10 protein-coding genes are annotated in these 12,164 nt (G+C 65.6%); 1 reads left to right on the plus strand and 9 read right to left on the minus strand.

Annotated elements, in window-relative coordinates; genetic code table 11:
- Nucleotides 1–70: 70 nt before the first annotated feature.
- From CY652_RS17430 to rpsO, 3 genes are all read right to left on the minus strand, one after another.
- A complete protein-coding gene (locus CY652_RS17430) occupies nt 71–1,090 on the minus strand; it encodes an NAD(P)H-quinone oxidoreductase (RefSeq protein WP_102131969.1) in 1,020 nt (339 codons plus the stop codon).
- Nucleotides 1,091–1,208: 118 nt separating this feature from the next.
- Nucleotides 1,209–3,368, minus strand: coding sequence for a polyribonucleotide nucleotidyltransferase (pnp, locus tag CY652_RS17435; protein ID WP_102131970.1), 2,160 nt, complete (start codon nt 3,366–3,368; stop codon nt 1,209–1,211).
- A 279-nt stretch (nt 3,369–3,647) separates the two neighbouring features.
- Complete coding sequence (rpsO, locus tag CY652_RS17440; RefSeq protein WP_102131971.1) at nt 3,648–3,917, minus strand: 30S ribosomal protein S15; 270 nt, start codon at nt 3,915–3,917, stop codon at nt 3,648–3,650.
- A 233-nt stretch (nt 3,918–4,150) separates the two neighbouring features.
- Between rpsO and CY652_RS17445 the strand changes: the two genes are divergently transcribed.
- Entirely contained in the window at nt 4,151–4,708 is a 558-nt protein-coding gene (locus tag CY652_RS17445; RefSeq protein ID WP_258002348.1) for a hypothetical protein, read from the plus strand.
- A gap of 132 nt (nt 4,709–4,840) precedes the next feature.
- Here CY652_RS17445 and CY652_RS17450 read toward each other — a convergent pair whose 3' ends face one another.
- From CY652_RS17450 to CY652_RS17475, 6 genes are all read right to left on the minus strand, one after another.
- Entirely contained in the window at nt 4,841–6,385 is a 1,545-nt protein-coding gene (locus tag CY652_RS17450) for a 2-isopropylmalate synthase (protein ID WP_102131972.1), read from the minus strand.
- A 308-nt stretch (nt 6,386–6,693) separates the two neighbouring features.
- On the minus strand, nt 6,694–7,572 hold the full coding sequence (pssA, locus tag CY652_RS17455) for a CDP-diacylglycerol--serine O-phosphatidyltransferase (RefSeq protein WP_102131973.1): 879 nt from the start codon (nt 7,570–7,572) through the stop codon (nt 6,694–6,696).
- Between the two features lie 21 nt (nt 7,573–7,593).
- On the minus strand, nt 7,594–8,232 hold the full coding sequence (locus CY652_RS17460) for a phosphatidylserine decarboxylase (RefSeq protein WP_102131974.1): 639 nt from the start codon (nt 8,230–8,232) through the stop codon (nt 7,594–7,596).
- A 146-nt stretch (nt 8,233–8,378) separates the two neighbouring features.
- On the minus strand, nt 8,379–9,395 hold the full coding sequence (gene ilvC, locus CY652_RS17465) for a ketol-acid reductoisomerase (protein ID WP_102131975.1): 1,017 nt from the start codon (nt 9,393–9,395) through the stop codon (nt 8,379–8,381).
- Between the two features lie 92 nt (nt 9,396–9,487).
- On the minus strand, nt 9,488–9,979 hold the full coding sequence (gene ilvN, locus CY652_RS17470) for an acetolactate synthase small subunit (RefSeq protein ID WP_102131976.1): 492 nt from the start codon (nt 9,977–9,979) through the stop codon (nt 9,488–9,490).
- 104 nt (nt 9,980–10,083) lie between these two features.
- On the minus strand, nt 10,084–11,859 hold the full coding sequence (locus CY652_RS17475; RefSeq protein ID WP_102131977.1) for an acetolactate synthase 3 catalytic subunit: 1,776 nt from the start codon (nt 11,857–11,859) through the stop codon (nt 10,084–10,086).
- Nucleotides 11,860–12,164: the final 305 nt, after the last annotated feature.

Here is a 12,164-nt window from a genome sequence, read left to right on the forward strand (position 1 = left end):
CGCGCAATTTTACCGCGGCGAGTCCGGCCCGGTCAAACCGACCCGGCAAAAACGCTCGCGCATCAAGCGCTTAAGCGCCGGTTGCGCCCCAGTCCAGCACGATCTTGCCGATGTGGGCGCTGCTCTCCATCAACGCGTGCGCCTCGGCGGCCTGCGCGGCCGGAAACACGCGAAACACGACGGGCCGGATGCGGCCCTCTTCAAGCAGCGGCCAGACGCGCGCCTTCAACTGCGCCGCGATCTTCGCCTTGAACTCGACAGGCCGCGCACGCAGCGTCGAACCCGTGATCGTCAGCCGGCGGCGCATGATCTGGTTCAGGCTCACCTCGGCCTTCGACCCGCCCAGCATCGCAATCAGCACGAGACGGCCGCCATCGGCGAGCGCCGACAGTTCGCGCGGCACGTAGTTGCCGCCGACCATGTCGAGAATCACGTCGACGCCTCGGTCGTTCGTCAGCGCCTTCACGACCTCGACGAAATCCTCGCGGCGATAGTCGATCGCGCGCTCCGCGCCGAGCGCCTCGCACGCGCGGCACTTTTCTTCGGAGCCCGCGGTCGCGAACACGCGAAAGCCCAGCGCGTGCGCGATCTGGATCGCCGTCACGCCGATTCCGCTCGAGCCGCCCTGCACGAGCAGCGTCTCGTTCGCCCCGCCCTCGCCCGCACCGAGTTGCGCACGGTCGAACACGTTGCTCCAGACCGTGAAAAAAGTCTCGGGCAGCGACGCCGCCTCGACGTCGGACAGCCCTTTCGGCACAGGCAGGCACTGCGCGAGCGGCGCAGCGACGTATTCGGCGTAGCCGCCGCCCGCGATCAGCGCACAGACACGATCGCCGAGCTCAAGACCGAACGGATTGTGCTTCGCGTCGAGCGCGCCGCCGACGATCTCGCCCGCCACCTCGAGCCCCGGCAGATCGGAGATGCCCGGCGGCGGCGCATACGCGCCCTTGCGCTGAAACACGTCGGGCCGGTTGACGCCTGCGGCCGCCACCCGGATCAGCACCTCGCCCGCCTTCGGTTCGGGTGTCGGCCGCTCGGCCAGCGCCAGCACCTCGGGCGCGCCGAATTCGGTAATCTCGATCGCTCTCATCCGCGCCTCCCCAAGTCCGGATTGCGTTGCGCCCGCCTTCGGCACGCGCAACGCAATCCATCCTCCATGAAAAACGGCCGGCACGCGTCTCGCGTTGCCGGCCGTCGTGCCTGCCACGTTACTGCTGCGGCGTCGGCTCGCCCTGCGGGGCGCCGCCTTCACCGCCGGCCGCCTCGTTCAGCAACGCCTTGGCGGACAGACGCACACGACCCTTCTCGTCCGTCTGGATGACCTTCACCTTCACCTGCTGGCCTTCCTTCAGGTAGTCGTTGATGTCCTTGATGCGCTCGTTCACGATTTCCGAGATGTGCAGCAGGCCGTCCTTGCCCGGCAGCAGGTTCACGATCGCGCCGAAGTCCAGCAGCTTGAGCACCGTGCCCTCGTAGACCTGGCCCACCTCGACATCGGCCGTGATGTTCTCGATGCGCTTCTTCGCCTCGGCCATCCCTTCGCTCGACGTGCTCGCGATCGTCACGACGCCGTCGTCGGAAATGTCGATGGTCGTGCCGGTTTCCTCGGTCAGCGCGCGGATCACCGAACCGCCCTTGCCGATCACGTCGCGGATCTTCTCCGGGTTGATCTTGATGGTGATCATGCGCGGAGCGAACGCCGACAGCTCCGTGCTCGCGCCCGACACCGCGCCCTTCATCTTGCCGAGAATATGCAGGCGGCCTTCCTTCGCCTGCTCGAGCGCGACCTGCATGATTTCCTTCGTGATGCCCTGGATCTTGATGTCCATTTGCAGCGCCGTCACGCCGTCAGCCGTGCCGGCCACCTTGAAGTCCATATCGCCGAGGTGATCCTCGTCGCCGAGGATGTCGGTCAGCACGGCGAACTTGTTGCCGTCGAGGATCAGGCCCATCGCGATGCCCGCGACGTGCGCCTTCATCGGCACGCCGGCGTCCATCAGCGCGAGACAGCCGCCGCAGACCGACGCCATCGACGACGAACCGTTCGACTCGGTGATTTCCGATACGACGCGGATCGAGTAGCCGAATTCGTCGGCGCCGGGCAGGCACGCGACGAGCGCGCGCTTGGCGAGGCGGCCATGGCCGATCTCGCGGCGCTTCGGCGAGCCGACGCGGCCCGTTTCGCCGGTCGCGAACGGCGGCATGTTGTAGTGGAGCATGAAGCGGTCGCGGTATTCGCCTTCGAGCGCGTCGATGATCTGCTCGTCGCCCTTCGTGCCGAGCGTCGCGACGACGAGCGCCTGCGTCTCGCCGCGCGTGAAGAGCGCGGAGCCGTGCGTGCGCGGCAGCACGCCCGTGCGAATCTCGATCGGACGCACGGTGCGCGTGTCGCGGCCGTCGATGCGCGGCTCGCCGTTCAGGATCTGCGAACGGACGATCTTCGCCTCGAGGTCGAACAGCACGTTGCCGACGGTCGCCTTGTCGGCGGCCGTGGTGCCCGCCGTCGCCGCTTCGGCTTCGAGCTTCGCGGACGTCGTCGAGTAGACTTCCTTGAGCTTCGTCGAGCGGGCCTGCTTGTCGCGCAGTTGGTAGGCGGCAAGCAGTTCGTTGTAGGCGATGTCGGTGATGCGCGCGATCAGCGCCTCGTCCTTCGGCGCCGGCTGCCAGTCCCACTCGGGCTTGCCGCCCTCGCGCACGAGTTCGTGGATCGCGTCGATCGCGGTCTGCATCTGCGCGTGACCGAACACCACGGCGCCGAGCATCACGTCCTCGGGCAACTGGTCCGCTTCCGATTCCACCATCAGCACCGCGCGCTCCGTGCCGGCGACGACGAGGTCAAGACGCGACGCCTTGATCTGCGCGCGCGTCGGATTGAGCACGTACTCGTTGTCGATGTAGGCGACGCGCGCGGCGCCCACGGGACCGTTGAACGGCAGGCCCGACACGGCGAGCGCGGCCGACGCGCCGATCAGCGCGGGGATGTCGGCCGGGATATCCGGGTTGATCGACAGCACGTGCACGACGACCTGCACTTCGTTATAGAAGCCTTCCGGGAAGAGCGGGCGCAGCGGACGGTCGATGAGGCGCGAGATCAGCGTCTCGCCTTCGGACGGACGGCCTTCGCGGCGGAAGAAGCCGCCCGGGATCTTGCCGGCCGAGTAGGTCTTCTCGATGTAGTCGACGGTAAGCGGGAAGAAATCCTGGCCGGGCTTGGCCGTCTTCGCGCCGACGACGGTCGCGAGCACGACGGTGTCCTCGACGTCGACGAGCACGGCGCCACCCGCCTGACGGGCGATCTCACCCGTCTCGAGCCGCACCGTGTGCTGGCCCCATTTGAATTCCTTCACGACTTTGTTGAACATGGACATGGTCACTCCTTCATTCTCGTTCATTGATTGTCACGCCGTGCCCCGCCGGGGCGGCACGGCCGGTCGTGACCGGACGTCGCGGGAAGAGGAGTGTTATGCCATTCCAGAGGATCGCCCCGTTTCGACGACCCGCTGGAATGACACAAAGCTCTGCCCCGAAATCCGGCCAGCCTGCGTACTGCATGCCCGGCGCGCACCACATGAAGCGCACCGTTCAAAAACAAAATGCCTGCATCAGTGATTGACTGACACAGGCATCTTGTTGAGACGACCGTCCGGTTACTTGCGCAGACCCAGTTTCTCGATCAGCGAGCGGTAACGATCAGCGTCCTTGCCCTTCAGGTAGTCGAGCAGCTTGCGGCGGCGGCTCACCATGCGCAGCAGGCCGCGGCGGCTGTGGTGATCCTTCGCGTGGGACTTGAAGTGAACGGTCAGTTCGTTGATGCGGGACGTCAGCAACGCCACCTGGACTTCGGGCGAACCCGTATCGTTGGTGCCACGCGCGAATTGCGCGACGACGTCGGACTTCTTGATATCTGCTACGGACATTTAAGTTTCCTTTGAATCGACAGGCGGTCACGGAAGAAAGGCCGTGCCGTGGGTTACGACAAGACGCGCATTGTAGCACAGGGCGCGAGGGCCGCGAACAGGGGCGTAAGCCCGGCTCCGGAAGCCGCCCGGCCCGTCCGCCGGCAGCATTGCGTGGGCGTTTGGCGCCGGCCGTGTCAAAATGGGGGCCAACCATGACGGCGCCCGCCGGATTCTCGCCTTCAGGAGCATTCATGACCCGCTTATCCGCCGCCGCCCGCGCCCTGCGCTCGCTGTCCGTGCGCCGCGGCACGAAGACCTGCGCGGCCCTGCTGGCCTGCGCCGCCACGCTGGCGCTCACGGGCTGCGCCCAGCCATGGCAGGAGTTCCACGCCGGCGACGACGCTTCGGCGGTCGTCGCCCGCTTCGGCCCGCCGCACGAAACCTACGACCTGCCCGACGGCGGCCGGCGCCTGATGTGGCCGACGCAGCCGATGGGCGAGACCACGGTCGCGGCCGACATCGACGCGGCCGGCAAGGTGATCAACGTGCGCCAGGTGCTGCAGCCGAACGAGTTCTACCGTGCCGATATCGGCAAGTGGACGCGCACCGACGTGCTCGTGAACTTCGGCCGCCCCGAGGAAACGTCCTACTTCCCGCTGATGCACCGCGACGTCTGGACCTACCGGTACGAGGAAGCCGGCATCTGGTACATGCTCTACAGCTTCTACTTCGACGAGAACGGCATCCTGCGCATCACGCAGAAGACGCCGGACCCGCTGCACGACCAGGAAGACCGCAACCTGCGCTGAACGGCCCGGTTAACGCCGGCATAAAGCCAGGCCCCGAGCCCGACTCCGCGTCTGCCCGGACCCGGGGCTGGTATGACGCGGAACCCGGCGAGGCCTGCCCGCGGCATAGCGCGGCGGGCCTCGCCGGCGCGATTACGGACGTTGCGGATTGAGCTTGTCGGCGTTCGAATGGAGCTTGTTCAACGCCGAGATGTACGCCTTCGCCGATGCCGCGACGATGTCCGGATCGGTGCCGACGCCGTTCACGATGCGCCCGGCCTTCGAGAGCCGCACCGTCACCTCGCCCTGCGCCTGGGTGCCCGTCGTGATCGCGTTCACCGAGTAGAGCAGCAGCTCGGAGCCGCTGCCCACCTCGGTTTCGATCGCGTTCAGCGTCGCATCGACGGGCCCGTTGCCGGCCGCCTCGCCCGTCACTTCCCGGCCCGCCACCGAGAACACGATCCGCGCGTGCGGACGTTCGCCGGTCTCCGAATGCTGTGCGAGCGACACGAACTTGTAGTGCTCGTGATCCTGCGCCTCGGCCGACTCTTCGCCGACGATGGCGATGATGTCCTCGTCGAAAATCTCCGCCTTGCGGTCGGCCAGTTCCTTGAAGCGCGCGAACGCGTTGTTCAGGTCGTGCTCGCTGTCGAGCGTGATGCCGAGTTCCTGGAGACGCTGCTTGAACGCGTTTCGCCCCGACAGCTTGCCGAGCACGATCTTGTTCGCGGTCCAGCCCACGTCTTCCGCGCGCATGATTTCATAGGTGTCGCGCGCCTTCAGCACGCCGTCCTGGTGGATGCCCGACGCGTGCGCGAACGCGTTGGCGCCGACCACTGCCTTGTTCGGCTGCACGACGAAGCCGGTGATCTGCGAGACGAGCTTCGAGGCCGACACGATCTGCGTCGCGTCGATGCCGAGTTCGAGACCGAAATAGTCCTTGCGCGTCTTCACGGCCATCACGATTTCCTCGAGCGACGTGTTGCCCGCGCGCTCGCCGAGACCGTTGATCGTGCACTCCACCTGGCGTGCGCCGCCGATCTGCACGCCGGCCAGCGAATTGGCGACCGCCATGCCGAGGTCGTTGTGACAGTGCACCGAGAAGACGGCCTTGTCCGAGTTCGGAATGCGCTCGCGCAGCGTCTTCACGAGGTTGCCGTAGAGCTCGGGCACGCCGTAGCCGACCGTGTCGGCGATGTTGATCGTGGTCGCGCCTTCGGCGATCACGGCCTCGAGCACGCGGCACAGAAAGTCGATGTCCGAGCGGCTGCCGTCCTCGGGCGAGAACTCGACGTCGTCGGTGAACTGGCGCGCGAAGCGCACCGCGAGCTTCGCCTGCTCGAACACCTGGTCCGGCGTCATGCGCAGCTTCTTCTCCATGTGCAGCGGCGAGGTCGCGATGAACGTGTGGATCCGCGAGCGTGCGGCCGGCTTGAGCGCGTCGGCGGCCCGCTGGATGTCCTTGTCGTTCGCGCGGGCAAGCGAGCAGACCGTGCTTTCCCTGATCTGCGAGGCGATCGTCTGGATGGCGTCGAAGTCGCCGTTCGAGCTGGCCGCGAAGCCCGCCTCGATCACGTCGACGCGCAGCCGTTCGAGCTGCTTCGCGATGCGGATTTTTTCTTCCTTCGTCATCGACGCGCCGGGCGATTGTTCGCCGTCACGCAGCGTCGTGTCGAAAATGATCAGTTTGTCTGCCATTTCTGGTCTCCAGGGGGACTCGTTCAATGTCGGGAAGATACCAACGGAATTCGGGTATTCGCGCCACCGCTGGCGACGCTGAACAACGAACGAGGCAGACGCGGAGGGCGAAAACGGTCAGCGCGGCAGGCGCGCTAGCGCTAGCACGCGTAGCGGCGCGCCGGCTTGCGGGAGAAGGAGGGAGAGCGTGAAAGTCACCATGCCGGCGAATATAGCGGGATTCGGCCGAACGCGCAATCGGGGGCGCTCCGCGCCGGGGAACCCGGCGCGCGCCACCGCAACGACGGCGTGCACCGGCCGCGCCGCACCTACCGCTCTCGCGGCGAGGTCCGCGCCGGGTTGCCGCGTCCGCGCAGCACCTGGTAAGCCCAGAACACGTAGCCCGACAGCCCGTACAGCACGAACAGCCCAAACAGCATCAGCGGCGGATCGGAGGACACCAGCACGAAGGCCACCACGACGAGCAGGATCGCCGCGAACGGCACGCGATGGCGCACGTCGAGCGCCTTACCGCTGTAGAACGGCGCGTTCGACACCATCGTGACGCCCGCATAGATGGTCAGCACGAACGCGACCCACGGCAGCCAGACCAGCCTGACGGGCACGCGGTTGTCGGTCGCGAGCCAGACGAAGCCCGAAATGAGCGCCGCCGCGGCCGGGCTCGGCAGCCCCTGGAAGAAACGCTTGTCCACGACGCCGATGTTCGTGTTGAAGCGCGCGAGCCGCAGCGCCGCGCCCGAGCAATAGACGAACGCCGCGAGCCAGCCCCAGCGGCCGAGGTCCTTGAGCACCCATTCGTACATCACGAGCGCGGGCGCGACGCCGAACGACACCATGTCGGAAAGGCTGTCGAACTGCTCGCCGAACGCGCTCTGCGTATGCGTCATGCGCGCGACGCGGCCGTCCATGCCGTCGAGCACCATCGCGACGAAAATCGCGATCGCGGCAATCTCGAAGCGCACGTTCATCGCCTGTACGACGGCGAAGAAGCCGCAGAAGAGCGCGGCGGTCGTGAACGCGTTGGGCAGCAGATAGATGCCGCGCCGCTTGAGAAACTGCTGGCGGACCGCGCGGCGACTCGCGTCGACGGCCACCGCCTCCTGCACGACGGACTTGTTGCGCCGGAACGGCCGCGGCAGTTGAGCGCCGGCGGGACTACGGGGACGACGCGATTTCAGGCCGGCCATCGAAATACCTCCTGTACCGGGTTACAGCTCAGCGAGGATCGTCGACGATGCGGAGACCTTCTCTCCGATCGACACGCGCGGCCGGCTGCCAACGGGCAGATACACGTCGACGCGCGACCCGAAACGGATGAAGCCGTAGCGCTGCCCGCGCGAAAGCGGCTCGCCCGAGCGCACGTAGCAGAGGATGCGGCGCGCGACGAGCCCGGCGATCTGCACCGACGTGACCGTGGCGCCGCCCGTCGTCGTGATGACGAGCGCGTTGCGCTCGTTTTCGAGCGAGGCCTTCTCGAGCGACGCGTTCAGATAGGCGCCCGGAAAATACTCGACCTTCGAGACGACGCCGTCCACGGGCGAGCGCTGCGAGTGGACGTTGAACACGTTCATGAACACGCTGATCTTCAGCGCCTCGCGATCGGCATACGGATCCCTCGTCGTTTCCACCGCCACGATGCGGCCGTCGGCCGGGCAGAGCACCGCGTTGGCCTGCTGCGGAATGGGACGCGGCGGATCGCGGAAGAACTGCACGACGAAAATCAGGAGCAGCCAGAACGGCCAGGCAAGACCCAACCCCGCGACGGCATGGATCAACAGCGCCACGACGGCCGCAATGGCGATGAACGGCCAGCCTTCGCGCGCGATGATCGGATGAGGGTAATTCATGGTGATTTGGGTATTCTTGTAAAACCGTAGGATAGCAAAAGCCGCCCAGGGTTCATCACGCCTGGGCGGCTTCTGTCATGCGACACGGCGCACCGAACGGCCCGCGGCGAACGCGGGCCAGGCGCCGTCGGCACGGTGTGCCGGCCTCAGTTCTTCGACTGGTCGACGAGCTTGTTCTTCGCGATCCACGGCATCATCGCGCGCAGCTTCGCGCCGACCTGTTCGATCTGGTGGTCGGCCGTCAGGCGGCGGCGCGATTGCAGCGTCGGCGCGCCCGCGCGGTTTTCGAGGATGAAGCTCTTCGCGTACTCGCCGGTCTGGATGTCCTTGAGGACTTCCTTCATCACTTTCTTCGTCTCTTCGGTGATGACGCGCGGACCCGTCACGTATTCGCCATATTCGGCGTTGTTCGAGATCGAGTAGTTCATGTTCGCGATGCCGCCTTCGTAGATCAGGTCGACAATCAGCTTCAGCTCGTGCAGGCACTCGAAGTACGCCATTTCCGGCGCATAGCCCGCTTCGACCAGCGTTTCGAACCCGGCCTTGATCAGGTCGACGGTGCCGCCGCACAGCACGGCCTGCTCGCCGAACAGGTCGGTCTCGGTTTCTTCGCGGAAGTTCGTCTCGATGATGCCGGCACGGCCACCGCCGTTGGCCGCCGCGTACGAGAGCGCGATGTCGCGCGCCGCGCCCGACTTGTCCTGCGCGACCGCGATCAGGTGGGGCACGCCGCCGCCCTGCGCGTAGGTGCTGCGCACTGTGTGGCCCGGCGCCTTCGGCGCGATCATGATGACGTCGAGATCGGCGCGCGGGATCACCTGGCCGTAGTGCACGTTGAAGCCGTGCGCGAACGCGAGCGCCGCGCCCTGCTTGATGTTGGCCTGCACTTCCTTCGCGTAGACCTCGGCGATCTGTTCGTCGGGCAGGAGCAGCATCACGACGTCGGCGCCCTTCACCGCTTCCGCGACTTCCTTGACCGTCAGACCGGCATTCTCGGCCTTGCTCCACGATGCGCCGCCGCGGCGCAGGCCGACGGTGACCTTCACGCCGCTTTCTTTCAGGTTCAGCGCGTGCGCGTGGCCCTGCGAACCGTAACCGATGATGGTGACCTGCTTGCCCTTGATGAGAGAGAGGTCGGCGTCCTTGTCATAGAAAACTTTCATGTCTGTTCCCTGGCGAGATTCAAAAAAGGTTCAAAATTCGCTGCTGCACTTCGTACGGCAAAACCGGGCGCTAGGCAGCCCGGCGCCGGGCGTTACACTTTCAGGATGCGTTCGCCGCGCCCGATCCCCGAACTGCCCGTGCGGACGGTCTCGAGAATGGCCGTGGCGTCGAGCGCCTCGATAAATGCGTCGAGCTTGTTGCTCGCCCCCGTCAGTTCGATCGTGTAGGTCTTTTCCGTGACGTCGATGATGCGGCCGCGGAAAATGTCCGCCATCCGCTTCATCTCCTCCCTTTCCTTGCCGACCGCCCTTACCTTGATGAGCATCAGCTCGCGCTCCGTGTGGGCGCCCTCGGTCAGGTCGACCACTTTGACCACCTCGATCAGGCGGTTCAGGTGCTTCGTGATCTGTTCGATCACTTCGTCGGAGCCGATGGTGACGATAGTCATGCGCGAGAGCGAATGGTCTTCGGTCGGCGCCACCGTCAAGGTTTCGATGTTGTAGCCGCGTGCCGAAAAGAGGCCGACCACGCGCGAGAGCGCGCCGGGCTCGTTTTCCAGCAGAACGGAAATGATGTGTCTCATGGTGTTTCCCGCAGATTTATCCAGATAGGGTCGTGGCGACGGACCGCCCCGCGCCGGCTACGCCCTTCGTGAGGACGCGCGCCGCGAAGCCGTCCGGCCGCCGCTCACAGGTCTTCCGAGCCGAGCAGCATCTCCGTGATGCCCTTGCCGGCCTGGACCATCGGCCAGACGTTTTCGGTCGGGTCGGTCTGGAAGTCGAGAAACACCGTGCGATCCTTCAGACGCAGCGCCTCCTTGAGCGCCGGCTCCACGTCCGCCGTCTTTTCGATGCGCATGCCGACGTGGCCGTAGGCCTCGGCAAGCTTCACGAAGTCGGGCAGCGCGTCCATGTACGAATGCGAATAGCGCTTGCTGTACTCGATCTGCTGCCACTGGCGCACCATGCCCAGATAGCGGTTGTTCAGCGAAATGATCTTGACCGGCGTGTTGAACTGCTTGCAGGTCGACAGCTCCTGAATGCACATCTGGATCGAGCCTTCGCCCGTGATGCAGACGACGTCGTCGTCCGGATGCGCCATCTTCACGCCCATCGCGGCCGGCAGGCCGAAGCCCATCGTGCCGAGCCCGCCCGAGTTGATCCAGCGGCGCGGCTTGTCGAAGCGGTAGAACTGTGCGGCCCACATCTGGTGCTGGCCGACGTCCGAGCAGACGAACGCGTTACCGCCCGTCAGCTCCCAGAGCTTCTCGACCACGTACTGCGGCTTGATGATCTCGCTGCCGCGGTCGAATTTCAGGCAGTTCTTCTCGCGCCAGCCCTCGATCTCCTTCCACCAGCCCTCGAGCGCCGGCGCATCCGGGCCATGCTCGGCGTGCTGGAGCTGCTCGATCATTTCGCGGAGCACTTCCTTCACGTCGCCGACGATCGGGATGTCCACCTTCACGCGCTTGCTGATCGAGGACGGGTCGATGTCGATGTGGATGATCTTGCGCGGGTTCGAGGCGAAGTGCTCCGGCGAGCCGATCACGCGGTCGTCGAAGCGCGCACCGATGGCGATCAGCACGTCGCAGTGCTGCATCGCCATGTTCGCCTCGTAGGTGCCGTGCATGCCGAGCATGCCGAGGAACTTGCGGTCGCTCGCGCGATAGCCGCCGAGCCCCATCAGCGTGTTCGTGACCGGATAGCCGAGCAGGTCGGCGAACTGGTTCAGCTCGCGCGCGGCGTCGGCGAGGATGATGCCGCCGCCGGTATAGATATAGGGGCGCTTCGCCGAGAGCAGCAGCGACACGGCCTTGCGGATCTGCCCCGAATGGCCCTTCGTGACCGGGTTGTAGGAGCGCAGCGAGACGCTCTGCACCGGCTCGTATTCGCACGGCGCCTTCGAGACGTCCTTCGGAATGTCGATCAGGACGGGACCGGGCCGGCCGGTGCGGGCGATATAGAACGCCTTCTTGACGGTGGCCGCGAGATCGCGCACGTCGCTCACGAGGAAATTGTGCTTGACGCACGGGCGCGTGATGCCAACCGTGTCGCACTCCTGGAACGCGTCCTGGCCGATCGCCGCTGTGGGCACCTGGCCGCTGATGATGACGAGCGGGATCGAGTCCATGTACGCAGTCGCGATGCCCGTCACCGCATTGGTGACGCCGGGACCGGAGGTGACGAGACAGACGCCGACGTTGCCCGTCGAGCGCGCGTAGGCGTCGGCGGCATGCACGGCGGCCTGTTCGTGGCGCACGAGCACGTGCTGGATCTTGTCCTGCTTGTAGAGCTCGTCGTAGATGTACAGCACCGATCCGCCGGGATAACCCCAGATGAATTCGACGTCCTCGTCGGCCAGTGCCTTCATGAGCACGGTGCCGCCGATCGAGCCGGTTTCAGGAACGGATTCGGGAGAAAGAGGGGGAACCGACGTGGAGAATTCCGCGCTGGGCATGTTCATCACTCACCTTTCGAATTTTCGGCAAAAAATTGATCGGGTGCTCTCTGCCGGACTTGTGGCCCGGGTTCAAGCGGCGCGTCCAGTTGACAGGCGAGCTTCATGGGCTGCGCCTCAATCGAGACAGGTCACTTATGTTGCGAACCCGTGACGATAGTCGCTTGCGCTCGCCGGGTCAAGTAAATATTGCCCCATCGCTCCTTTTCTGGGCACGGGCGGAAAAAATACACGAGGGACGCTCCGGCCCGATTCGTTCCCTGGCTGGACCCAAAATTTGTTAGCATCCGCGAGTTTTACGACACTTTTCA

It is taken from the genome of Burkholderia sp. WAC0059 (assembly GCF_002870125.1).
Lineage (GTDB): Bacteria > Pseudomonadota > Gammaproteobacteria > Burkholderiales > Burkholderiaceae > Paraburkholderia.

What these genes read in the sequence shown, in the direction of transcription:
- ilvC (WP_102131975.1), bottom strand. Translation starts at nt 9,395, where the DNA reads ATGAAAGTTTTCTATGACAAGGACGCCGACCTCTCTCTCATCAAGGGC.
- CY652_RS17430 (WP_102131969.1), bottom strand. Translation starts at nt 1,090, where the DNA reads ATGAGAGCGATCGAGATTACCGAATTCGGCGCGCCCGAGGTGCTGGCG.
- pssA (WP_102131973.1), bottom strand. Translation starts at nt 7,572, where the DNA reads ATGGCCGGCCTGAAATCGCGTCGTCCCCGTAGTCCCGCCGGCGCTCAA.
- rpsO (WP_102131971.1), bottom strand. Translation starts at nt 3,917, where the DNA reads ATGTCCGTAGCAGATATCAAGAAGTCCGACGTCGTCGCGCAATTCGCG.
- ilvN (WP_102131976.1), bottom strand. Translation starts at nt 9,979, where the DNA reads ATGAGACACATCATTTCCGTTCTGCTGGAAAACGAGCCCGGCGCGCTC.
- CY652_RS17445 (WP_258002348.1), top strand. Translation starts at nt 4,151, where the DNA reads ATGACCCGCTTATCCGCCGCCGCCCGCGCCCTGCGCTCGCTGTCCGTG.
- pnp (WP_102131970.1), bottom strand. Translation starts at nt 3,368, where the DNA reads ATGTCCATGTTCAACAAAGTCGTGAAGGAATTCAAATGGGGCCAGCAC.
- CY652_RS17460 (WP_102131974.1), bottom strand. Translation starts at nt 8,232, where the DNA reads ATGAATTACCCTCATCCGATCATCGCGCGCGAAGGCTGGCCGTTCATC.
- CY652_RS17475 (WP_102131977.1), bottom strand. Translation starts at nt 11,859, where the DNA reads ATGAACATGCCCAGCGCGGAATTCTCCACGTCGGTTCCCCCTCTTTCT.
- CY652_RS17450 (WP_102131972.1), bottom strand. Translation starts at nt 6,385, where the DNA reads ATGGCAGACAAACTGATCATTTTCGACACGACGCTGCGTGACGGCGAA.